Source organism: Pseudomonas sp. Leaf129 (assembly GCF_001423465.1).
GTDB lineage: Bacteria > Pseudomonadota > Gammaproteobacteria > Pseudomonadales > Pseudomonadaceae > Aquipseudomonas > Aquipseudomonas coleopterorum.
In genome coordinates this window covers 235,056-256,786 of record NZ_LMOC01000008.1, presented here as the reverse complement: position 1 = coordinate 256,786, position 21,731 = coordinate 235,056, and the positions used below count along the sequence as shown (strand labels likewise).

Annotated in this window: 21 protein-coding genes and 1 pseudogene; 4 read left to right on the top strand and 18 right to left on the bottom strand. The window is 63.4% G+C overall.

Going from position 1 to position 21,731, the window contains the following annotated elements:
- Positions 1–88: 88 nt before the first annotated feature.
- From ASF66_RS23280 to ubiE, 10 genes and pseudogenes are all read right to left on the bottom strand, one after another.
- Positions 89–1,150, bottom strand: a pseudogene (locus ASF66_RS23280) (methyl-accepting chemotaxis protein); the annotation flags it as partial.
- Positions 1,151–1,279: 129 nt separating this feature from the next.
- Positions 1,280–1,987: a 16S rRNA (uracil(1498)-N(3))-methyltransferase gene (locus ASF66_RS15200; RefSeq protein WP_056844438.1), complete on the bottom strand. Its 708-nt coding sequence runs from the start codon at positions 1,985–1,987 to the stop codon at positions 1,280–1,282.
- Positions 1,984–2,772 carry a twin-arginine translocase subunit TatC gene (gene tatC, locus ASF66_RS15195; RefSeq protein ID WP_056844437.1) on the bottom strand — a complete coding sequence of 263 codons (789 nt, stop codon included), beginning with the start codon at positions 2,770–2,772 and terminating at the stop codon, positions 1,984–1,986. Before tatC ends, ASF66_RS15200 begins: the two co-directional genes overlap by 4 nt.
- Positions 2,769–3,245 carry a Sec-independent protein translocase protein TatB gene (tatB, locus tag ASF66_RS15190; RefSeq protein WP_056844436.1) on the bottom strand — a complete coding sequence of 159 codons (477 nt, stop codon included), beginning with the start codon at positions 3,243–3,245 and terminating at the stop codon, positions 2,769–2,771. Before tatB ends, tatC begins: the two co-directional genes overlap by 4 nt.
- Before the next feature lie 3 nt (positions 3,246–3,248).
- On the bottom strand, positions 3,249–3,509 hold the full coding sequence (locus ASF66_RS15185) for a twin-arginine translocase TatA/TatE family subunit (protein WP_049861753.1): 261 nt from the start codon (positions 3,507–3,509) through the stop codon (positions 3,249–3,251).
- A gap of 25 nt (positions 3,510–3,534) precedes the next feature.
- The gene (locus tag ASF66_RS15180; RefSeq protein WP_049861754.1) at positions 3,535–3,870 is read right to left on the bottom strand and encodes a phosphoribosyl-ATP diphosphatase; all 336 of its coding nucleotides are present in this window, start codon (positions 3,868–3,870) and stop codon (positions 3,535–3,537) included.
- A complete protein-coding gene (gene hisI / locus ASF66_RS15175) occupies positions 3,863–4,264 on the bottom strand; it encodes a phosphoribosyl-AMP cyclohydrolase (RefSeq protein WP_056844435.1) in 402 nt (133 codons plus the stop codon). Before hisI ends, ASF66_RS15180 begins: the two co-directional genes overlap by 8 nt.
- 52 nt (positions 4,265–4,316) lie before the next feature.
- Positions 4,317–5,924 carry a ubiquinone biosynthesis regulatory protein kinase UbiB gene (gene ubiB / locus ASF66_RS15170; protein WP_049861756.1) on the bottom strand — a complete coding sequence of 536 codons (1,608 nt, stop codon included), beginning with the start codon at positions 5,922–5,924 and terminating at the stop codon, positions 4,317–4,319.
- Positions 5,921–6,544, bottom strand: a complete 624-nt coding sequence (locus ASF66_RS15165; protein ID WP_056844434.1) for a ubiquinone biosynthesis accessory factor UbiJ — start codon at positions 6,542–6,544, stop codon at positions 5,921–5,923. The genes ubiB and ASF66_RS15165 overlap by 4 nt, the downstream gene beginning before the upstream one ends.
- On the bottom strand, positions 6,544–7,314 hold the full coding sequence (ubiE, locus tag ASF66_RS15160; RefSeq protein ID WP_043191385.1) for a bifunctional demethylmenaquinone methyltransferase/2-methoxy-6-polyprenyl-1,4-benzoquinol methylase UbiE: 771 nt from the start codon (positions 7,312–7,314) through the stop codon (positions 6,544–6,546). Before ubiE ends, ASF66_RS15165 begins: the two co-directional genes overlap by 1 nt.
- A 127-nt stretch (positions 7,315–7,441) precedes the next feature.
- Here ubiE and ASF66_RS15155 point away from each other — a divergent pair, with 127 nt between their 5' ends.
- Entirely contained in the window at positions 7,442–7,720 is a 279-nt protein-coding gene (locus ASF66_RS15155; protein WP_043191383.1) for a polyhydroxyalkanoic acid system family protein, read from the top strand.
- Here the strand turns inward: ASF66_RS15155 and ASF66_RS15150 are convergent.
- The 6 genes from ASF66_RS15150 to ASF66_RS15125 all read right to left on the bottom strand — a co-directional run bounded on the left by ASF66_RS15150 (position 7,717) and on the right by ASF66_RS15125 (position 15,293).
- On the bottom strand, positions 7,717–8,094 hold the full coding sequence (locus ASF66_RS15150) for a gamma-butyrobetaine hydroxylase-like domain-containing protein (RefSeq protein WP_056844433.1): 378 nt from the start codon (positions 8,092–8,094) through the stop codon (positions 7,717–7,719). The genes ASF66_RS15155 and ASF66_RS15150 overlap by 4 nt on opposite strands.
- 155 nt (positions 8,095–8,249) lie before the next feature.
- On the bottom strand, positions 8,250–9,587 hold the full coding sequence (gene hslU / locus ASF66_RS15145) for an ATP-dependent protease ATPase subunit HslU (protein ID WP_056844432.1): 1,338 nt from the start codon (positions 9,585–9,587) through the stop codon (positions 8,250–8,252).
- 74 nt (positions 9,588–9,661) lie between these two features.
- The gene (gene hslV / locus ASF66_RS15140; RefSeq protein ID WP_043191380.1) at positions 9,662–10,192 is read right to left on the bottom strand and encodes an ATP-dependent protease subunit HslV; all 531 of its coding nucleotides are present in this window, start codon (positions 10,190–10,192) and stop codon (positions 9,662–9,664) included.
- 271 nt (positions 10,193–10,463) lie between these two features.
- Positions 10,464–11,153: an SPOR domain-containing protein gene (locus ASF66_RS15135; RefSeq protein WP_056844431.1), complete on the bottom strand. Its 690-nt coding sequence runs from the start codon at positions 11,151–11,153 to the stop codon at positions 10,464–10,466.
- 1 nt (position 11,154) lies between these two features.
- Positions 11,155–12,891 (bottom strand): arginine--tRNA ligase, encoded by a 1,737-nt coding sequence (gene argS, locus ASF66_RS15130; RefSeq protein ID WP_056844430.1) that lies wholly within the window; start codon positions 12,889–12,891, stop codon positions 11,155–11,157.
- 182 nt (positions 12,892–13,073) lie between these two features.
- Entirely contained in the window at positions 13,074–15,293 is a 2,220-nt protein-coding gene (locus ASF66_RS15125; protein WP_049861762.1) for a primosomal protein N', read from the bottom strand.
- Between the two features lie 220 nt (positions 15,294–15,513).
- Here ASF66_RS15125 and rpmE point away from each other — a divergent pair, with 220 nt between their 5' ends.
- From rpmE to ASF66_RS15110, 3 genes are all read left to right on the top strand, one after another.
- A complete protein-coding gene (gene rpmE, locus ASF66_RS15120; RefSeq protein ID WP_043193699.1) occupies positions 15,514–15,732 on the top strand; it encodes a 50S ribosomal protein L31 in 219 nt (72 codons plus the stop codon).
- Positions 15,733–15,767: 35 nt separating this feature from the next.
- Positions 15,768–16,538 (top strand): thermonuclease family protein, encoded by a 771-nt coding sequence (locus tag ASF66_RS15115; RefSeq protein WP_442962778.1) that lies wholly within the window; start codon positions 15,768–15,770, stop codon positions 16,536–16,538.
- A gap of 190 nt (positions 16,539–16,728) precedes the next feature.
- Positions 16,729–17,997 carry a malic enzyme-like NAD(P)-binding protein gene (locus tag ASF66_RS15110; RefSeq protein WP_049861763.1) on the top strand — a complete coding sequence of 423 codons (1,269 nt, stop codon included), beginning with the start codon at positions 16,729–16,731 and terminating at the stop codon, positions 17,995–17,997.
- A 100-nt stretch (positions 17,998–18,097) separates the two neighbouring features.
- Here the strand turns inward: ASF66_RS15110 and ASF66_RS15105 are convergent, their stop codons facing one another.
- Positions 18,098–19,012, bottom strand: a complete 915-nt coding sequence (locus ASF66_RS15105) for an Abi family protein (protein ID WP_056844429.1) — start codon at positions 19,010–19,012, stop codon at positions 18,098–18,100.
- 260 nt (positions 19,013–19,272) lie between these two features.
- Complete coding sequence (locus ASF66_RS15100) at positions 19,273–21,720, bottom strand: penicillin-binding protein 1A (RefSeq protein ID WP_056844428.1); 2,448 nt, start codon at positions 21,718–21,720, stop codon at positions 19,273–19,275.
- Between the last annotated feature and the right edge of the window lie 11 nt (positions 21,721–21,731).

Genomic DNA, 21,731 nt, shown 5'->3' with positions numbered 1-21,731 from the left:
TCTGCTCGGTGACCGCGGACAACTCCTCGGCCGCGCTGGCCAATTGCGTCACGCCTTCGCTGATGCCGCCCACCAGTTCACGCAGGTTCAAGGTCATGCGCTGCAAGGCCAGCTGCACCTGGCCCAGTTCGTCACGCCGGGTAATGGCGGGCGACTGCCTCAGGTCGCCGGACGCAACCCGTTCGACGCTGGCCAAGGTCTGGCGCAAGGGGCCGACGATCTGCGCGGTAATGGCCCATGCCGCGGCAATGCCGAGCAGGGTCGCCAACGCTGCCGCTGTGGCCAGCCACGCTTTGGCGCGGACCGTATCGGCATCGCGCTTGGCGGTCTGCGAGTCGCCGAGTCGATCGCTCAGATCGAGCAGTGAGGTCCCCAACGTCGTCATCTTGTCGATGCTCTGAAAAGTGGCCTGCTGATTCTCGCTGAATTGCGCCACCGCGGCGCGGTAGGCGCTCAAGGATTCCCCGGCTTGCTGCAGACGACCGGTGAACTCACTGGATACGCTGGCCTGTGCAGCGGCGACCGAGGCGATCGCCTGGTCGATGGCCGTCAGTGCCGGCTGGCGCGCTTCGTCCTTGGCGCTGTAGGTGTAGCCACGCACCTGGAAGCGAGCTTGCTGGATCAGCCGACTGGTTTCCACCAGCGTGCTGAACGCCGACAGGCCACCTTGGCCGAGCAGGGCTGCCTGCACCTGATTGACTTCGGCGACGGCGCGGTCGGCGGTGCTGCCCAATTGACTGCGGGCGGCTTCGCGACCCTGGATCGACAGCAGCGACGCGGCGAATGCCTGGCGATAGGCCTGGGTAGCCGCTATTTCCTGCTCGACCAGCTCTATATCTTCGGACATCACGAGGGTGTGCTGTGCGATCACCAGGTTGGCATTGAGCTCATCGAGCAGGCGAGTGACGGTGTCGGCACCGGAACTGCCTTTCTGCAATTCGAACGATTGAGCAGCGATGCGCAGGTCGCGCATGCGGTCATCGAGTATGGAAATGCTGGTGATCTTGTCGGCCCGCTCGATCAAGCGGGACAAGCCAAACCAGCCGGTGGCGGCGATCAGCAGCGTAAGCAGTAGCACCAACCCGAAACCGATCCCCAGTTTCAGATTGACGCTCAGATTGCCCAGGTAACGGGCAAAGGTGTTCGACATGATTGAAGCTCCCTTTCAGGCCGACGGCGTGATTGTCGGCAGTTCAAGGGCATCGGCGTGAATGGAGGAAACTCGATAGTGGCATGTAACTAAATGCGGCGGCCGCTGCCACCTTCAGCAGTAGCCGCTTCAGAACAGCCGGGCGAGCAAGACCGCCACGGCAGTTTCAACCCGCAGAATGCGTTCGCCCAGCTGGACAGGCTGCAGGCCCGCCTCCTTGAGCAGATCGATCTCGTAAGGAATCCAGCCGCCTTCCGGGCCGATGGCCAGCGTGACCGGCTCGACGAGCTGGCGGGGGCAGGGCGGATAGTCGCCGGGGTGCCCGACCAGGCCCAGGGTGCCAGCGCACAGTGCCGGCAGGCGATCTTCGACGAAGGGCTTGAAGCGCTTTTCGATCACCACTTCCGGAAGCTGCGTGTCGCGGGCCTGTTCCAGCCCCAGCACAAGTTGTTCGCGAATGGCGGCGGGTTCCAGAAACGGGGTCTGCCAGAAGCTCTTCTCGACCCGGTAACTGTTCACCAGCACCACCTTGGCGACCCCCATGGTGGCAATGGTCTGGAATACCCGACGAAGCATCTTCGGCCGGGGCAGCGCGAGGATCAGGGTGAGCGGCAGCTTGGCCGGTGGTGCCTGGTCGAGCACCACGTCCAGCTCGGCTTCGTGACCCTCGAGACGGACCACTTCGGCACGGCCCATCAGGCCGTCGAGCTTGCCTACCCGCAGGCTGTCACCCAGCTCCACGCGGTGCACGGCCTGCATATGGGTGAAGCGGCGGTCGCGCAACACCACCTTGTCCGGCGCGATGAAATCGGCCGTTTCGAGCAGCAGCAGGTTCATGCCTGGGTCGCGGGCGGCTGATCGTTGCGATCGTCTTCCTCGGCGGGTTCGTCACCCCGCTTGCGGATCAGGGCGCCGAACAGGATGCCGATCTCGAACAGCAGCCACATCGGCACTGCCAACAGCGTCTGCGAGAAGATGTCCGGTGGGGTCAGGATCATGCCGACCACGAAGCAGCCGATGATCACATAGGGACGAATCTTGCGCAGGTACTTCACGTCGACCACGCCGATCCACACCAGCAGCACCACTGCTACGGGAATCTCGAACGCCACGCCGAAGGCGAAGAACAGCGTCATGACGAAATCCAGGTAGCTGGCGATGTCGGTGGCCATGGTCACGCCCACGGGCGTGGCACTGGCGAAGAACTTGAACACCAGCGGAAAGACCAGGAAATAAGCGAAGGCCATCCCGGCATAGAACAGGAAGATGCTCGATACCAGCAACGGTATGGCGATGCGCTTTTCATGCTTGTACAAGCCCGGTGCGATGAAGCCCCAGACCTGATGCAGGATGATGGGCACGGCCAGGAACAGCGAGACCATCATGGTCAGCTTGAACGGGGTGAGGAACGGCGAGGCCACGTCGGTGGCGATCATCGTTGCGCCGGCGGGCAAGTATTCGCGCAGCGGCGCCGATACCAGGGTGTAGATCTGTTGGGCGAACGAAAACAGCCCGGCGAAGACCAGAAAGATCACGGCAACGCAGCGCAGCAGCCGCGTGCGCAGTTCGGTCAAGTGCGAGACCAGCGGCATGGGCTGGTCATTTTCCGGAATTTCGCTCATGGGGCTCGCGGTGGCTGTGTAGGTTCATTGGAGGTGACGGGTATCGCGACCGCTGCGGCGCTGCTGGTATCGCGCTCGATCACGTCGGCCTGTTGCGCGGCAGTGGCTACGCTGGTCGGGGTGACGGCGGCGCTCACCGCATCGCGGTCCAGCACCGGCTGTGCCTGAGCTCCTGGCGCGATGGGCTCGGCCAGCGGCGCAGGAGGCTCGCTCGGCCGCGCAGGACGCTGCGGGTCGAGAATCTTGCGCGCTTGCTCCTCCAGCGACAGCACGTGCTCGTTGTGCAATTGACGACGAATCTCGTCGGCGCCTATCTCGCGTTCGACTTCGGTCTTGATCGCATTGAAGCTGCGTTTCAGACGCCCGATCCACAGCCCTGCGGTTCGCGCGGCGCCGGGCAGTCGTTCAGGGCCCAGCACCAACAGGGCGATGAGGCCCACGAGCATGAGTTCACTGAAGCTGATACCGAACATTGATCAGTCTTTCCTGATGGGTTCTTCGACTTTCTGATGCTGGCCGTCGAGGGTGTGCGGCGGGGTCAGCGGCGAGCTGGCCTGCGGGTGCACCGGCTGGGTGGGCTGTTCGGCAGCCGGTTTGTCGTCGTCGTTCATGGCCTTGCGAAAGCCTTTGATCGACTCGCCCACGTCGGTGCCCAGGTTCTTGAGTTTCTTGGTGCCGAAGACCAATACCACGACGATCAGGATGACGATCCAGTGTTTCCAATCAAACAGACCCATGATTCAACTCCTCCAAAAAGACATTTCAGGCTGACGGCAGGCGGGCGGCTTTCTCATCGTGACCGGACAGACCGAAGCGGCGGTCCAGTTCATCGAGTACAGCCTGTGGGTGTTGGCCGAGTTGTGCAAGCATGACCAGGCTATGGAACCACAGATCGGCGGTTTCGTAGATGACATCGCTGCAGTCGCCGCTGTGCGCAGCGTCCTTGGCGGCAATGATGGTCTCGACCGATTCCTCGCCCAGCTTTTCCAGAATCTTGTTCAAACCCTTGGCGTACAGGCTGGCGACATAGGAGCTGTCGGCGCTCGCGCCCTTGCGTTCTTCGAGTACCGCAGCAACGCGGTCCAGGGTGTCATTCATGGCCATGGCCTGTGTGATAGATGGCATCGGGGTCCTTCAGAACCGGATCGACGACGGTCCATTGGCCGTCCTCGAAGACCCGATAGAAGCAGCTTTGGCGGCCGGTGTGGCAGGCGATGTCGCCAATCTGTTCGACGCTGAGCACGACCACGTCGGCGTCACAGTCCAGGCGCAGTTCATGCAGCTTCTGCACGTGGCCGGACTCCTCGCCCTTGCGCCACAGTTTGCCACGCGAGCGTGACCAATAGATGGCCCGGTTTTCGGCGGCGGTCAGCGCCAGTGCTTCGCGGTTCATCCAGGCCATCATGAGGATGCGCCCGGTCTTGTGATCCTGGGCAATCGCCGGCACCAGGCCGTCGCGGTCCCATTTGATCTCGTCCAGCCAGTCTTTCATGTGCGACTCCGACAACAGAGAGGGCTAGTGTGCCAGCCGATGGCGCCACTGGCTATCGGCGCACGACCAGGTACAAGCCCGATGCCAGCATCAACCAGGCCGGCCAGGCCTGCACACTGTCCAGGGCAATGCCGGAGACGGCGGTCACTGTGCCGCCCACCAGCAAGGCACCGCCGAGCAGCCGCAGGGCCCACCGATCATGGCGTTGCTCCCAGGGCGGTGGTGGATCCTTGCGATGAGGCTGAGACATCCGTTCGAGTAGATCGCGGGTCATATTGGCCAGATGCGGCAATTGCTCGACCTGCGATTGAACATTCTGAAACAAAGATTTCGGACTGACCCGCTCGCGCATCCAGCGTTCGAGGAACGGCTGGGCGGTGCTCCACAGGTCCAGGTCCGGGTACAGCTGCCGGCCCAGGCCTTCGATATTGAGCAAGGTCTTCTGCAACAGCACCAGTTGCGGCTGCACTTCCATGTTGAAGCGCCGCGCGGTCTGGAACAGGCGCATCAGCACCTGGCCGAAGGAGATGTCCTTGAGCGGCTTCTCGAAGATCGGCTCGCACACGGTACGGATCGCCGCTTCGAATTCGTTGAGCTTGGTTTCCGCCGGAACCCAACCCGAATCGATGTGCAATTGAGCGACGCGGCGGTAGTCGCGCTTGAAGAAGGCGAACAGGTTGCGCGCCAGGTAATCCTGGTCTTCGGGGGTCAGGCTGCCGACGATGCCGCAGTCGATGGCGATGTAGCGTGGGCTCCAGGGCGCCACGGTACTGACGAAGATGTTGCCCGGGTGCATGTCGGCGTGGAAGAAGCTGTCGCGAAAGACCTGGGTGAAGAAAATCTCGACACCGCGCTCGGCCAGCAGCTTCATGTCGGTGCGCTGGTCGGCCAGGGCGGCCATGTCGGTGACCTGTACGCCGTAGATGCGCTCCATCACCAGCACCTTGGGCCGGCACCAGTCCCAGTACACCTGGGGCACGTAGAGCAGATCCGAATCTTCGAAGTTGCGCCGCAACTGGCTGGAGTTGGCCGCCTCGCGCAGCAGGTCGAGCTCGTCGTAGATGGTCCGCTCGTAGTCGGCGACCACGTCCACCGGGTGCAGCAGGCGGGCGTCGGCCGACAGTCGCTCGGCCTGACGAGCCAGCAGGAACAGCCAGGCCAGATCCTGGCCGATGACCGACCTGAGCCCCGGACGGATGACCTTGACCACCACCTCTTCGCCGGTCTTGAGCCGCGCGGCGTGGACCTGGGCCACCGAGGCCGAAGCCAGCGGCTCGACGTCGAAGCGACTGAACACGTCGGTGATCTTCGCCCCCAGCTGCTGTTCGATCAGGGCCATGGCCTGCTTGGGATCGAACGGCGGTACGCGGTCCTGCAGCAGCATCAGCTCATCGGCGATGTCTTCGGGCAGCAGGTCGCGGCGGGTGGAGAGGATCTGTCCGAACTTGATGAAGATCGGTCCCAGGTCCTGCAACGCCAGGCGCAGCCGCGCGCCTCGGTTGAGCTCCTGGCGGCTGCGCGGCAGCCAGCGCCAAGGCATGGCGAAACGGGTGATCTTCAGCCACCACGGCAGTGGCAGGGCGAACATCAGGTCATCGAGGCGGTAGCGGATCACGACGCGCTGGATGCGCAACAGACGGCGGACGGCAAGCAGCTTCATGCGTTATCGCTGGAGTTGTGGGATCGGGCGAGGCGCTCAATACGCGCCTCGAGGCGTTCGACATCGACTTTCAAAGCATCCAGCTCATTGAAACGGGCCTGGGCTTCCTGCTCGCCTACCAGAGTACGCGCTTCCTCGGCCAGGTATTCGCCCAAATTCTGGGTCGCCGTGGCCAGACCTTCACGGGTCCAGCCCGTGCGGTTGCGCAGGTGTCCGGCCAGCAACGAGGTCGGCACCGGGCCAAGCCAGCGTGAGACTTCGTATTCCCAGTCCAGTTCAAGGTCTTGCAGCACCTTCACCAGCTCGAGCAGGGCAGCGCTGTCGCCGTCCAGATCGACCTGAGGGCTGTGCAGCACGGCGGTCTTGTCCTTGCGCAGCGCCAACTGCACCAGGCTGGCGGCCGGCGCCCGCAAGGTGCAGTCGGCCGGCGTGGCCCATTGCTGGGCCAGCATCAGGCCATTGGCACTGGGCAGGACGTAGAGCGTAAAGGAAGGCTGGCGGCCCTGGATGGCAATCACCTTGCCATGCAGGTGCGCCAGGCGCGGCAGCGCCGTGGCGTCCAGACGCAGCACACGGTTGAGACCGTGTTCGACACTGGCGATCAGGCCGCCGAGCAACATCAGGGCTTGATCCCGCGGTGCAGCGCGACGATGCCGCTGGTCATGTTGTGGTAGGTGACGCGGTCGAAACCGGCCTGCACCATCATGGCCTTGAGGGTTTCCTGATCGGGGTGCATGCGGATCGACTCGGCGAGGTAGCGGTAGCTTTCCGAATCGTTGGTGATCAGCTTGCCAGCCAGCGGCATGAAGGCGAACGAATAGGCGTCGTAGACCTTGGACATCAGCTTGTTGGTAGGCTTGGAGAACTCCAGCACCAGCAGGCGACCGCCCGGCTTGAGCACACGCAGCATGGAGGCGATGGCCGCTTCCTTGTGCGTGACGTTGCGCAGACCGAAGGCGATGGTCACGCAATCGAAGTGATTGTCGGGGAACGGCAGCTTTTCGGCGTCGGCCTGAACGAATTCGATGTTGCCAGCCACGCCACGGTCGAGCAGCCGGTCGCGACCGACCTTGAGCATGGAGGCATTGATGTCGGCCAGTACGACCTGACCGGTCGGCCCGACCAGATCGGAGAACTTGCGTGCCAGATCGCCCGTGCCGCCAGCGATGTCCAGCACCCGGTTACCCACGCGCACGCCGGACAGCTCGATGGTGAAGCGCTTCCACAACCGGTGCATGCCGCCGGACAGTACGTCGTTCATCAAGTCGTACTTGGCCGCTACCGAGTGGAACACCTCGGCGACTTTTTCGGCCTTCTGGCTTTCCGGTACGTGCTTGTAGCCGAAGTGAGTGGTGGGTTCGGCATCGCCGCCTTTGCGCTGATCATTCATATCGCTGTCACCAGGAAAAATTACGCACCATTCTAAGCCGCACAAGGGCGCTTTGTCTTGGCGCGATGGATTGCCAGGGCATCCGCGTTAAACTGTGCGCCATTGAACCCATTACCCGGAGTCTCCGATGACCCAGATCAACGTCGAACGAAAACACAATCTGGGCCGCGATGCGGCGCGGCAGAAGGCTGAAGTGGTTGTGCAGAAGCTGATCGACCGCTATGACGTGCAGGCCACCTGGCAGGGCGATACGGTGGCGGTCAAGCGCAGCGGCGCGCAGGGAACTGTGCAGATCGACGACGAAGCGATTCGAATCGACCTGAAGTTGGGCATGATGCTGGCGATGATGAGCGGAACGATCCAGAGCGAGATCGAAAAGGCGTTGGACAAGGCCCTGGCGGCCTAGATCATCAACCTCACCACGGATTCGGCGGGGTCGCGGGATTTGCCGGCGGCGCGCAACTGTTCCAGGTAGTCGGCCCAGAGCTGCTCTTGGCGCAGCGCCAACTGATACAGGTAATCCCAGGTGAACAGGCCACTGTCATGGCCGTCGTCGAACGTCAGCTTCAAAGCGTACTGGCCAGCTGGTTCCACCTTGGTCAGGCCAACCCCCAGTTTCCCCACCTGCAGAATCGGCTTGCCGTGGCCCTGAACCTCGGCGGACGGCGAGTGCACGCGCAGGAACTCGGCGGGCAGGTGGAACACCTCGTCGGGGCCATACGTCAGGCTCAGGGTCTTGGAGGCCTTGTGCAGGTTGATGGCGCTCGGGATTTTGCTCATGGTCGTTCTCGATATCCCAGCAGTGCCTGCTCCGCGGCCGCTGACCGCTCCTAGAAACCCAGCCTGCGGGAACGATCATTGACGTTGCCCGCGGGCCGCGTCCCGTAGGAGCGGTCAGCGGCCGCGAAGGCCGCACCACGGCATGACAGGCCGTATTACAGAATGTAGCGCGACAGGTCTTCGTTCTGCGCCAGCTCGCCCAGATGGCTGTTCACATAATCGGCATCGATCTGGATCGGCGCTTCGCTGTGCGCGGCAGCCATGTCACCGGCGCTGAACGAGACTTCCTCCAGCAACCGCTCCAGCAGCGTGTGCAGGCGACGGGCACCGATGTTCTCGGTCTTTTCGTTGACCTGCCAAGCGATCTCGGCCAGGCGCTTGATGCCTTCGGGCACGAACTCGATGTTCAAGCCTTCGGTCTTCAGCAGCTCGCGATACTGTTCGGTCAGCGACGCATGAGGCTCGCTCAGGATGCGCTCGAAATCCTGCGGGCTCAATGCCTTGAGTTCGACGCGAATCGGCAGGCGACCCTGCAGCTCGGGCACCAGGTCACTCGGCTTGCTCAGGTGGAAGGCGCCCGAAGCGATGAACAGGATGTGGTCGGTCTTGACCATGCCCAGCTTGGTGTTGACCGTGCAGCCTTCGATCAACGGCAGCAAGTCGCGCTGCACGCCTTCACGGGACACGTCGGCGCCACCCACGTTGCCGCGCTTGGCCACCTTGTCGATTTCATCGATGAAGACAATACCGTGCTGCTCGACCGCTTCCAGCGCCTTGGCCTTGAGCTCTTCTTCATTGACCAGGCGACCGGCTTCCTCGTCGCGGACCATTTTCAGCGCGTCCTTGACCTTGAGCTTGCGGCTTTTCTTCTTGCCCTTGCCCATGTTGGCGAACAGGCTCTGCAGCTGGTTGGTCATTTCTTCCATGCCGGGAGGCGCGGAGATGTCCACGCCACCCATCTGCTCGGCCACTTCGATCTCGATTTCCTTGTCGTCCAGCTGACCTTCGCGCAGACGCTTGCGGAACAGCTGGCGGGTGTTCGAATCGTTGCTCACCGGCTCTTCGTTGAAGCCTGCACGGGCAGCAGGCAGCAGCGCGTCGAGAATACGCTCTTCGGCTGCGTCTTCGGCACGATGGCGGACCTTGACCATTTCCTGCTCACGCAGCAGCTTGATGGCCGCATCGGCCAGGTCACGGATGATCGATTCGACATCGCGGCCCACGTAGCCGACTTCGGTGAACTTGGTCGCTTCGACCTTGATGAACGGCGCATTGGCGAGCTTGGCCAGGCGACGGGCGATTTCAGTCTTGCCGACGCCGGTCGGGCCGATCATCAGGATGTTCTTGGGCGTCACTTCGACGCGCAGCTCTTCGGGCAGCTGCATGCGCCGCCAGCGGTTGCGCAGGGCAATGGCGACGGCGCGCTTGGCATCGTCCTGGCCAATGATATGGCGATTGAGTTCGTGGACGATTTCGCGGGGGGTCATGGACATGGTGTGTTCCGGACTCGAAGGTTCAGTGCGCGTGGTCTTCTGTGAAGATCATCCCAGGTGGCCGCGGCGACTGATCACTCGGCGAGATCCTGCTCCTCGATGGTCATGTTGTGATTGGTGAACACGCAGATGTCGCCAGCGATGCCCAGGGCAGTCTCGACGATTTCACGAGCGCCCAATTCGGTCTTCTTCAACAGTGCGCTGGCAGCGGCTTGCGCGAAGGCACCACCGGAACCCATGGCAATCAGCCCGTCTTCGGGTTCGACGACGTCACCGTTGCCGGTGATGATCAAGGACGCATCCTTGTTGGCCACGGCCAGCATCGCTTCCAGGCGGCTCAGCGAGCGGTCGGTGCGCCACTCCTTGGCCAGCTCCACGGCGGCACGGACCAGATGGCCCTGGTGTTTCTCGAGTTGACCTTCGAAACGTTCGAAGAGGGTGAAGGCGTCGGCGGTGGCACCGGCAAAGCCGGCGATGACCTGACCGTGGTACAGGCGCCGGACTTTCTTGGCGTTGCCTTTCATCACGGTGTTGCCGAGGGAAACCTGGCCGTCGCCGCCCATGACGACTTTGCCATGACGGCGGACTGAAACGATGGTGGTCAAGGGGAGAGTCTCCACGCAGCGGGGCGAAAATGCCCTGATGGAAACGGATATGGGGGTAGGTGAGAGGATTTCAACCTTTGCGGGTTGTGGGGTGCGCGGGGACAGCTTGCGGCGTATCAGGAAATTTGCAGTGTGCCCTTCGCGGGCAGAGGGCTCGCCGCCCGCCCCGCCCCCACTGGGCCCCGCTCCCACAGATGCTGCGCGCGCCTGTGAGCGCGGGCTGTGTGGGAGCGGGCTCTGCCCGCGAAGGACGCCCCGCCGATGCATGCACTTACTGCCGAATCTGCCTTTGCTGCAACAGCAGGTTACTAAATCCACTGCCCGCCAGTTGCTTCTGTGCCACGGTCAGTTGCTCGCGGTTGCTGAACGGACCCACCAGCACCCGGTACCAAGTGTCCTCCTTGACCGTCCCGGACTCGACGTTCACCGACTGCCCCAGCAGGATGATCTGCGCCCGCACCCGGTCAGCGTCCGCCTGCTTGCGGAACGAACCGGCCTGCAGATAGAACTGGGTGGTCGCTGCGGGCTTGATCACGGGCGGGGCCGGCGGCGGAGTCGCACCGCTGAGCGCCGCCTGGGCGCGTGCGGTATCGATCTTGGCCGCTTCGGCCGGCGTGACGGGTGCCTGGGCCGGGATCGGTGGTGTCTTCTCGGGAACCGCCTCGGGCGGCACGATGACCTCCGATTCCGGCAGCAGGGTGTAGAAGTCGTACTTGGGCTTGACCGGTGCCTGAGGGCTGGGCGGGGTCTTGTTCGCCTCGGCGATCTTCTCCGCCTTCGCCTGCTCGGCCTTGACGCGCTTGACGTCACCGTTGCCCGGCTCCAGCTTCATCAGGAACACCACGAACGCGCCCACGCTCAGGCCGATCGCCAGCCACAGCCAGCCCGGGATGGGCTTCTTGGCAGGTGCGGAATTGCGGCTGGCGCCACGTTTGGGTGCAGGTTTCTTCTTGGCAGCCAACTTACATACGCTCCAGTGTTTCCAGGCCCAACAGAGCCAATCCTTGCTTGAGGGTGCGGCCGGTCAGCGCCGCCAGGCGCAGGCGGCTTTGTTGCTGAGCGGGGGTTTCGGCCGCCAGGATCGGGCAGTTCTCATAGAAGCTGGAGAACAGCCCGGCCACATCGTACAGGTAAGTGCACAGCACATGGGGCGTGCCTTTCTCACCGACGGTGTTCAGCACTTCGGTGAATTGCGCCAGCTTGGCCGCCAATTCCTTCTCGTGTTCGGCTTCCAGCACGATCTGGCCTTCGACGTCCGCGAAATCCTTGCCCAGCTTGCGGAACACCCCGGCCACGCGGGTGTAGGCGTACAGCAGGTACGGCGCGGTATTGCCTTCGAAGTTGAGCATCAGGTCGAAGTTGAAGCTGTAGTCGCTGGTGCGATGCTTGGACAGGTCGGCATATTTCACCGCGCCGATCCCCACGGCCTTGGCGATCACCCGCAGGTCAGCCTCGGCGACCTCGGGGTTCTTTTCCTTGACCAGGGTGTAGGCGCGTTGCTCGGCTTCGTCGAGCAGGTCGACCAGCTTCACGGTGCCGCCGTCGCGGGTCTTGAACGGGCGGCCATCGGCGCCGTTCATGGTGCCGAAGCCCATGTGCTCGGGTTGCATGCCATTGCTGATGAAACCGGCGCGGCGCGCCACCTCGAACACCTGCTGGAAGTGCAGGGCCTGACGCTGATCGACGAAGTACAGCGCGCGGTCGGCCTTGAGCACGTTGCTGCGATAGCGCAGCGCAGCCAGGTCGGTGGTGGCATACAGATAACCGCCACCGGCCTTCTGCACGATCACCGGCAGTGGGGTGCCTTCGGCGGTCTTGAATTCTTCGAGGAACACGCACTGCGCGCCGTTGCTTTCCACCAGCAGGCCCTTGGCGCGCAGGTCGGCGACCACGTTGGCCAGGTCGTCGTTGTAGGCGCTTTCGCCCATCACGTCGGCCGGGGTCAGCTTGACGTTCAAGTGCTCATAGGTGCTCTGGCAGTGGGACAGGGAGATTTCGTTGAAGCGCTTCCACAGCGCCAGGCACTCGGCGTCGCCGGCCTGCAGCTTGACCACCAGGCCGCGGGCACGCTCGGCGAACTCCTCGGACTCGTCGAAGCGCTGCTTGGCTGCGCGATAGAAATTCTCCAGGTCGGACAGCTCGTCGCTCGTGGCGGGTTTTTCCTGCAGGTAGGCGAGCAGCATGCCGAACTGCGTGCCCCAGTCACCGACGTGGTTCTGGCGGATCACGGTGTCGCCGAGGAACTCCAGCACATTGGCCACGCCATCGCCGATGATCGTCGAGCGCAGATGGCCCACGTGCATTTCCTTGGCCAGATTCGGCGCTGACAGATCGACCACCACGCGCTGCGCCGGGCCGGCCTTGCGCACGCCGATGTGGGCATCGGCCAGTGCATCATCCAGGCGCGCGGCGAGGGCGGCACTGTTCTGGAAGAAGTTGAGGAAGCCGGGACCGGCGATCTCGACCTTGCTCACTCCCTCATCGGCCGGCAGCGCGGCAATCAGCTTTTCTGCCAGGTCACGTGGCTTCATGCCGGCAGGCTTGGCCAGCATCATGGCGATGTTGCTGGCGAAATCGCCGTTCTTCTTGTCTCGCGAGTTTTCCACCTGGATTGCCGGCGTCAGACCTTCTGGCAGCACACCTTCGGCGACGAGGTGGGTCAGGGCTTGTTGAATCAGCTGGCGAATGGTGTCTTTCATGGGGTTCTCGGTCGACCGCGGGTACGGCGGTGCTGGATGCGCGGGTGGAAAAACTGGGCATTATCCGGTTGTTGGCAGGGGTTGCCAACCCGCAAATCCCCCCCTGCAAGCCACCACCCCTGCAGCAGCGGCGCAAGCCGCGTCAGCAGACGCCGCCGATCCGCGCCTCAGGTGCGCCTATCTCAATACAAATCCACCGGGTCCACATCCAGCGACCAGCGCACCTGCCGCCCGCTCGGCAGTTGCTCCAGTTGCAGCATCCAGGCATTGAGCAAGCGGTGCAGCGGTGCTCTCAGCGTCGCCTGCACCAGCAACTGCGCCCGGTAGCGTCCGGCGCGGCGTTCCATGGGGGCTGGTACGGGCCCCAGCAGTTCGAGACCGCCCAGTGCCAGTTGCGCCACCAAGGCTTCGGCGGCGGCGCAGGCTTCGTCCAGAAAGGCTTCGGCCTGGCCCGGCTTGTGGGCCTCGGCGCGCAACAGTGCCAGGTGCGCGAACGGTGGCAGGCCGGCGGCGCGGCGTTCGGCCAAGGCCTGCTCGGCGAAGGCGAAGTAGCCCTGCTCGGTCAGTTGCACCAGCAGCGGATGGTCGGCCAGGTGCGTCTGGATGATCACCTTGCCCGGCTCTTCCGCGCGCCCGGCGCGGCCGGCCACCTGAACGATCAATTGCGCCATGCGCTCGCTGGCGCGGAAGTCACCGGAGAACAGCCCTCCGTCGGCATCGAGGATCGACACCAGGGTGACCCGTGGGAAGTGGTGCCCCTTGGCCAGCATCTGGGTGCCGATCAGGATGCACGGTTGGCCCTTCTGGATGGTCGCGAACAGCTGGTTCATCGCGTCCTTGCGCGAGGTGCTGTCGCGGTCGACGCGCAGCACCGGGTAGTCGGGAAACAGGATCGCCAGGCGCTCCTCGGCGCGCTCGGTGCCGGCGCCCACCGGCCGCAGGTCCACGGTGCCGCACTTGGGGCACTGGCGCGGTACGCGTTCGACATGGCCGCAGTGATGGCAGCGCAACTCGCCCGAGCGCTGGTGAACGGTCGTGCGCGCATCGCAGCGCGGGCACTCGGACAGCCAGCCGCAATCGTGGCACAGCAGGGTAGGGGCAAAGCCGCGGCGGTTGAGAAACACCAGCACCTGCTGGCCGTTGGCCAAGGTCTGGCCGATGGCCTGCTGCATCGGTCCGCTGATGCCGCTGTCCAGCGGTCGGCTCTTCACATCCAGGCGCAGGAACTTGGGCTGCTGGGCGCCGCCGGCGCGATGGTCGATGCGCAGCAGGCCGTAACGACCGGTGTAGGCATTGTGCAGGCTTTCCAGGGATGGCGTGGCCGAACCCAGGACAATGGGAATGTCCTCCTGGCTGGCGCGCACCAGCGCCAGGTCACGGGCGTGGTAGCGCAGGCCTTCCTGCTGTTTATAGGAGCCGTCGTGTTCTTCGTCGATGATGATCAGCCCAGGGTTCTTCATGGGCGTGAACAGCGCCGAGCGGGTGCCAATGATGATGTCGGCCTCGCCGTCGCGGGCGGCCAGCCAGGCGTCGAGACGGTCGCGGTCATTGACCGCCGAATGCACCAGCGCGATGCGTGCGTTGAAGCGCTGTTCGAAACGCGCCAGGGTCTGCGGCCCCAGGTTGATCTCCGGGATCAGCACCAGGGCCTGCTTGCCGGCCTCCAGGCACTCGTGAATCAGTTGCAGGTACACCTCGGTCTTGCCACTGCCGGTCACGCCCGCGAGGAGAAACGCGTGGAAGCCACCCAGGCTGGCGCGGATCGCCTCGAAGGCGGCGCGTTGCTCTTCGTTGAGCGGCAGTTCCGGTTGCGCCAGCCAGTGTTCCGCGCGTGGGCCGGGGCCATGGCGGCGCACTTCGACGCTGACCAGTTGCTTGGCCAGCAGCAGGTCGAGGCTGTCCTTGTTCAGCTGCAGCTTGCTCAACAGCTGATGCGCCACGCCATGGGGATGCTGGGCCAGGGTCTTGAGCGCGTCGCGCTGCTTGGGCGCGCGGGCAATGCGCGGGTCGTCCAGGCGCGCATCGGCGGCGGCGTGCCAGAAGCGCTCCTGGCGGGCCTCGGCCGGTTCCCCCTGGCGCAGCAGCACCGGCAGTGCCCAGCTGAGGGTGTCACCCAGGCCGTGCTGATAGTACTGCGAGGTCCACAGGCACAGCTTGAACAGCGCAGGCGGCAGCGGGCTGACCGGATCGAGCAGGGCAATGGCCGGCTTGAGTTTGTCGGCCGGCACCTCGCTGTGACTGACCACCTCGACCAGTATGCCGATCATCTCCCGCCGCCCGAACGGTACCCGCAGGCGCATGCCCGGGGTGAACACGGTCTGCGCCGTGTGAGCGGGCGCCTTGTAGTCGAACAGGCGTCGCAGCGGCGAGGGCAGGGCGAGGCGCAGGATGACGTCGGGCACGCGGGAATTCTCTTGAGTGGAGGCGACTGCAATCGTGGGCGGAGCCAGGGTCACGACGGGTGACCGCGCTCGAAGGATTCGAGGTGCGCAGCCTAGCAGACGACGGTCGGCGCAAGCGACAACTTGCGTGTTCGCCGGATTCTGTTAATATACGCGGCCTAATTACGTGCGGTACTCGACAATGGTGTCGGGTGGCGGCACGCAGCCTGAGGAAGTCACCATGAAAGCCGATATCCATCCAGTATACGAAGCCATCGACGCTACCTGCAGCTGCGGTAACGTCATCAAGACCCGTTCGACTCTGGCCAAGCCATTGAGCCTCGACGTCTGCTCCGAATGCCACCCGTTCTACACCGGCAAGCAGAAAACCCTGGACGTTGGCGGTCGTGTTGACCGTTTCAAGCAGCGTTTCGGCGGTTTCGGCGCCAAGAAAGCTTGATTGGTTTGCTCTCGCTGTTGAAGAAGGCGCCCCGTGTGGGCGCCTTTTTTGTGGGCGTTTTCTGGCTGGGCGCCGCACAGGCCGAGGTCTACTGCCCGGCTCCGGGCGGGCTGAGCACCGCTCAGGTACGGCAGGTCATCGACGGCGATACCCTGCGCCTGCAGGATGGTCGCAGCGTTCGGCTGATTGGTATCAATGCGCCTGAGATCGGTCGCAAGGGGCAGAGTGACGAGCCCTATGCGGTGGCTGCCCGGCGCCGGTTGCAGGCACTGGTCGATGACAGCGACGGCTTGGTCGGCCTGCAGCTAGGTCGCGAAAGCAAGGATCGCTATGAGCGCACCCTGGCCAACGTCTATGGCCGCGGCGGCTTGAACTTCGAGGCGCAATTGCTGGCCGAGGGGCTGGCCTTGCAGGTCGCGGTGGCGCCCAACGTCGACCAGATCGCGTGCCAGCAGAGTGCCGAACGTGCGGCGCGACAGGCCGGGCTGGGCATCTGGCGTCAGTCGCCGGCCATTGCTGCCGCGCAGGTGGAGCGCGCCGGTTTTGCCCTGCTCGGTGGGCGCGTCAGCAAGGTCGAGCGCAACCGCGCCGGGGCCTGGATCGAACTCGACGACTCGGTGGTGCTGCACGTCGCGCCCAAGGTGTTCGGGCTGTTCCCGGACGGCTGGCTCGATACCCTCGAAGGTCGCCAGGTCGAGGCGCGCGGCTGGGTGCTGGATCGCAGCCGGCGCGGCAATCAGGGCGCAGGGCAGTTGCGCTGGATGCTGCCGGTCAGCGACCCCGCCATGGTGCAGATACAGCCCTGAGCCTGTCGACGGCGGCGAGGCATTGGTTGATCCGCAGGCCTTGAACAGGCCTTTCGCGGACCTGGCCATACCCGCCGAAAGTCGTAGGCCAGGGGCCTTGACGCAAGTGACTGGGTAGTCTTGTCGGGTGTAGGCATCTTGCGTATCCTCGCGGGTCTCGTCAGACCAACAGTAAAAGCGGAACGCCCCCATGTCAGATTTGAAAACTGCCGCTCTCGAGTACCATGCCCATCCACGCCCAGGCAAACTGAGCGTCGAACTCACCAAGCCCACTGCCACCGCTCGTGATCTGTCGCTGGCCTACAGCCCAGGCGTGGCCGAGCCCGTTCGCGAAATCGGTCGCGATCCTGAACTGGCCTACAAGTACACCGGCAAGGGCAACCTGGTAGCGGTCATCTCCGACGGCACCGCCATCCTGGGCCTGGGCAACCTCGGCCCACTGGCTTCCAAGCCAGTCATGGAAGGCAAGGGCGTTCTGTTCAAGCGTTTCGCCGGCATCGACGTCTTCGACATCGAAGTGGACTCGGAAAGCCCACAGGCCTTCATCGACACCGTCAAGCGCATCTCGATCACCTTCGGCGGCATCAACCTGGAAGACATCAAGGCGCCCGAGTGCTTCGAGATCGAACGTGCCCTGATCGAACAGTGCGACATTCCGGTGTTCCACGATGACCAGCACGGTACCGCCATCGTCACCGCGGCGGGCATGATCAACGCCCTCGAAATCGCTGGCAAGACCCTGGAAGACGCCAAGATCGTTTGCCTCGGCGCCGGCGCTGCGGCCATCTCCTGCATGAAGTTGCTGGTGAGCATGGGCGCTCGCATCGAAAACATCTTCATGATCGACCGCACCGGCGTGATCCACGCCGGCCGTGACGACCTGAACCAGTACAAGGCGGTCTTCGCCCACACCACCGACAAGCGCACCCTGGCCGATGCCTTGCAGGGCGCCGACGTGTTCGTCGGTCTGTCGGGTCCGAACCTGCTGAGCGCCGAAGGCCTGAAGTCGATGGCGGCCAACCCGATCGTGTTCGCCTGCTCCAACCCCGATCCGGAAATCTCCCCGGAATTGGCGCACGCCACCCGTGACGACGTGATCATGGCCACAGGCCGTTCCGACTACCCGAACCAGGTCAACAACGTCCTGGGCTTCCCATTCATCTTCCGTGGTGCCCTGGACGTCCGCGCCAAGCGCATCAACGAAGAGATGAAGATCGCCGCAGCCAACGCCCTGCGCGAACTGGCCAAGCTGCCGGTCCCTCAGGAAGTCTGCGATGCCTACGGCGGCATCTCCCTGGAATTCGGCCGCGAGTACATCATTCCCAAGCCAATGGACCCACGCCTGATCACCCTGATCTCCGACGCCGTGGCCAAGGCCGCGATCGAGACCGGTGTAGCCACCCTGCCGTACCCCAAGCACTATCCGCTCAAAAGCGTGGATGACGTGTTCAACGGTTGATCCCTTGCACGCCCCATGAAAAAAGCCCCGGCTCGCGAGAGTCGGGGCTTTTTTGTGGATCGTCTATCGGCACATGGCGACAGGAGGTCCACGCTTTACGTCAGATCCAAAATCTCCTTGTATCCCAGCCAGGTCGGAATCCCATCACCGACATGTCCAACCCGGCTTTTGCCATGGCGGCGGGAGCGCTGAGCAGGACACTCCTGAATCGTTGCTTCCAGTCCGACTCTGGATCGATCACTGCCAGAAGTGCTACCAAGGGCACAGCCCGCGCTGCGACCCGGCCTCGATCGGTATGGTCTGGAAACTCCGCCCTTAGCGATTTCGCGACGCCTGGTGCGTTGACCAAATTGTTCTTGTTCCAGAGGCGGGAGTGATGAGCGCAGACATTTCGTAGCAAGTTGATACTTCTGAACCAGGTGACCAATATCTTCTCGTCGAAGCCGAAGGCTTTGGCGATGGCTTTTCGGTAGGGTAGAAGCAGGCTTGCGTACAGATAAGACAATGGCCCGAATGTCGTTGCTTCCAAGACGACCCAAATAGGTGGGTAGGGAGGTGAGTCATAGGTATCGAGGTAGTGCTCGACAGCTTGATGTTTGCATGTGGTGGGGTCGGTCGCCGCACGCATGAACGACGCATGCGCCTGCGTGTTGATGAAGTGTGCCGAATCCAGGTAGAAATGAGGGCCCGCCACCGGATCGATCGCCAGCGTATTGATGATTGCAGCTCTCATTGCTACTTCTATGCGCTCAACCGCGTCCAGACAGATAAGCCTGAGCTGTCTGTCAAAATCATAAAGCGCCAGAATGTCATCGAACTCGACGCCTGAGAAAAACAACCTGTCTCGGTTGCTCTGAAGTGGCCGCATATAGATGAGTAATCGATAGTAGCCAATCAGTTGTAGGGCGTGCAGAGCCCTTTCTGGTTGAGGGACGGCCAAGCCTTTGGCCTCAAGATGTGCGAGTAGATCGAGGGGGGCTTTAGCGTGCTTGGTGTAGGCTATCTGTGAGGCCATCGGAGCATCCTGCTCACTTTATTGCGGACAAAAAGAAACCCCCTGGTGCGCAGTTCAGGCCAAGGCCCGCCCGAGGCGTGGAGGTTGTGGTTGGCTTCGATGCTACTGATGCGGCTGGTGCGCGTCAATTCGATGCAAGCCAGTAACCTGAATGCATTTGCATCAGGCTATGTCGACAACACCTGGATCAAGCAGGCCAACCCCGAAGCAGGTGTAAACCAGATCGGGGATTGGCCGTTGCGACCACAGGGCCGGTTTGATCAGAACAGATCGATCGGCGCCGATTCATCGGCCGGGAGCGGGCTGCCTGGTGCGCTGCTGCCGCCGAACTCGCTGTTGGAGGGCGGGGTGTCTTCGCTCTTGAACAGTTCGAAGTAGGCGCCGGGTGTGCCCGGGGCAGCCGCACGGCCGCTGATCGGGTCCACCCGCAGGCTCAGGATGCCTTCGGGCTCGGGCTGCACGTGGGCAGGTTTGTCTTTCAGTGCGGCCCCCATGTAGGTCATCCAGATCGGCAGCGAAACGGTGCCGCCAAACTCGTGCCGGCCCAGGGTTTCGGGCTGGTCGAAACCGGACCACACGGTGGTGATGTAGTCGGTGTTGTAGCCCGAGAACCAGGCATCCTTCGAATCGTTGGTGGTCCCCGTCTTGCCGGCCAGATCGGTTCGGCCCAGCGCCATGGCGCGGCGCCCGGTGCCCTTCTTGATCACGTCCTCGAGCATGCTGGTAAGAATGAACGCGGTGCGCCCGTCGATGACGCGCTCGGCGATCACCGGTGCCGGTGGCGCGCCTGGGGTCAGGGTCGCGTCGACGCCGATCGGTGCCGGCTCCGGCGCAGGCGTGCCTGGCGCGGGCTGGGGCGACGCGGCCGCGACTTCGTCAGCCGGTACGGTCGGCGGATTGGCGCGGAACAGGGTTTCACCGTTGCGGCTGTCGATCCGCTCGATCAGGTAGGGCGAAACCTTGTAGCCGCCGTTGGCGAACACGCTCCAGCCAGTGGCGATTTCCATCGGCGTCAAAGTCGCGGTGCCCAGCGCCAGTGACAGGTTGCGCGGCAGGTCCTGCTTGTTGAAGCCGAACTTGCTGATGTAGTCGATGGTGCTGTCCACGCCCAGGCTCTGCAGAACCCGGATGGACACCAGGTTGCGCGACTTGTACAACGCTTCGCGCAGGCGGATGGGGCCCAGGAAGGTGTTGGTGTCGTTCTTAGGTCGCCAGACCTTGTCCACCGATTCATCGACGAACACGATGGGCGCATCGTTGACCAGGCTGGCGGGCGTGTAGCCCTTGTCCAGCGCGGCACTGTAGATGAACGGCTTGAAGCTCGAACCTGGCTGGCGCTTGGCCTGCATGGCGCGGTTGTAGTTGCTCTGCTCGAACGAGAAGCCGCCGACCAGGGCGCGGATGGCACCGGTACGCGGGTCCAGCGACACCAGCGCGCTCTGCACGGTCGGTACCTGGCTGAACTTCAAGGTGCCATCGTCTTGACGCTGCACGCGGATCAAATCGCCGACCTGCGCGACGTCCGCAGGCTGGGTCGGCATGCGCCCGACGCTGTTGGTGTTCATGAACGGGCGCGCCCATTTCATGCTGTCCCAGGCGATCGATTCCTGCTTGTCGTCACGGGTGAGCACGACGATCCCGGTCTTGTCGACCTTGGTCACGATGGCCGGCTCCAAGCCGTTCAACGGACGCTGGCGGGTCAGTTCGACCGCCCACTCGCGTGGCGTCTTGCCCGGCAGGCGCGCTTCGGGTCCACGGTAACCGTGGCGCTGATCGTAGGCGATGAGCCCGGCACTGATGGCGTGGTTGGCGTCTTCCTGCAGGTTGCTGGGCACCGTGGTGGTGACGTTGAAACCCTGGGTGTAGGCGTCGCTGCCGTAGCGCCCGACCATCTCGGCGCGGGCCATCTCGGCGATCCACGGCGCGCTGACTTCCGGCGTGGGCACGTGGTAGCTGGCGTTGAGCGGTTCGCTGATGGCGGCGTTGTAGCTGGCTTCGTCGATCTTGCCCAGGCGGAACATGCGCCCCAGGATCCAGTCGCGACGCTCCTTGCTGCGCACCGGGTTGGCCAGCGGGTTGAAGCGCGACGGCGCCTTGGGCAGGCCGGCGATCATCGCCATCTGCGCCAGGCTGACGTCGCGAATCGACTTGCCGTAGTACACCTGTGCTGCGGCTTCGATGCCGTAGGCCCGGTTGCCCAGGTAGATCTTGTTCACATACAACTCGAGAATCTCGTCCTTGGTAAGTTGGCGCTCGATTTGCAAGGCAAGAAGGATTTCAGTGATTTTGCGGGAAAAACTGCGTTCGGACGTCAAGAAATAGTTCTTGGCGACCTGCATGGTGATGGTACTGCCGCCGGTCTGGATATGACCGCTGCGCACCAGCTGCGAGGCGGCGCGCATCAGGCTGCTGGGGTCGACGCCGTAATGGTTTTCGAAATTGTCGTCCTCGGCGGACAACAGGGCTTGGATGAAATGTGGCGGAATCTCGGCGAACTTGATCGGCGAGCGGCGCATCTCGCCGAACTCGGCGATCAGTTTTCCGTCGCTGCTGAACACCCGCAGGGGGATCTGCAGCTCTACGCTGCGCAGGGCGTCGACAGACGGCAGGCTGGGGCTAAGATACAGAAATGCCCCACTGAGCACGAGCAACAGCCCGCAGAACACGGCGAGGAAAGACCACCAGAAAAACTTCAGCAGGCGTATCAAGGCTTTTGGAT

Coding starts and splice junctions, on each gene's coding strand:
- ASF66_RS15200 (WP_056844438.1), bottom strand. CDS start 1,987: ATGAACCTGCTGCTGCTCGAAACGGCCGATTTCATCGCGCCGGACAAG.
- tatC (WP_056844437.1), bottom strand. CDS start 2,772: ATGAGCGAAATTCCGGAAAATGACCAGCCCATGCCGCTGGTCTCGCAC.
- tatB (WP_056844436.1), bottom strand. CDS start 3,245: ATGTTCGGTATCAGCTTCAGTGAACTCATGCTCGTGGGCCTCATCGCC.
- ASF66_RS15185 (WP_049861753.1), bottom strand. CDS start 3,509: ATGGGTCTGTTTGATTGGAAACACTGGATCGTCATCCTGATCGTCGTG.
- ASF66_RS15180 (WP_049861754.1), bottom strand. CDS start 3,870: ATGAATGACACCCTGGACCGCGTTGCTGCGGTACTCGAAGAACGCAAG.
- hisI (WP_056844435.1), bottom strand. CDS start 4,264: ATGAAAGACTGGCTGGACGAGATCAAATGGGACCGCGACGGCCTGGTG.
- ubiB (WP_049861756.1), bottom strand. CDS start 5,924: ATGAAGCTGCTTGCCGTCCGCCGTCTGTTGCGCATCCAGCGCGTCGTG.
- ASF66_RS15165 (WP_056844434.1), bottom strand. CDS start 6,544: ATGTTGCTCGGCGGCCTGATCGCCAGTGTCGAACACGGTCTCAACCGT.
- ubiE (WP_043191385.1), bottom strand. CDS start 7,314: ATGAATGATCAGCGCAAAGGCGGCGATGCCGAACCCACCACTCACTTC.
- ASF66_RS15155 (WP_043191383.1), top strand. CDS start 7,442: ATGACCCAGATCAACGTCGAACGAAAACACAATCTGGGCCGCGATGCG.
- ASF66_RS15150 (WP_056844433.1), bottom strand. CDS start 8,094: ATGAGCAAAATCCCGAGCGCCATCAACCTGCACAAGGCCTCCAAGACC.
- hslU (WP_056844432.1), bottom strand. CDS start 9,587: ATGTCCATGACCCCCCGCGAAATCGTCCACGAACTCAATCGCCATATC.
- argS (WP_056844430.1), bottom strand. CDS start 12,891: ATGAAAGACACCATTCGCCAGCTGATTCAACAAGCCCTGACCCACCTC.
- rpmE (WP_043193699.1), top strand. CDS start 15,514: ATGAAAGCCGATATCCATCCAGTATACGAAGCCATCGACGCTACCTGC.
- ASF66_RS15110 (WP_049861763.1), top strand. CDS start 16,729: ATGTCAGATTTGAAAACTGCCGCTCTCGAGTACCATGCCCATCCACGC.
- ASF66_RS15105 (WP_056844429.1), bottom strand. CDS start 19,012: ATGGCCTCACAGATAGCCTACACCAAGCACGCTAAAGCCCCCCTCGAT.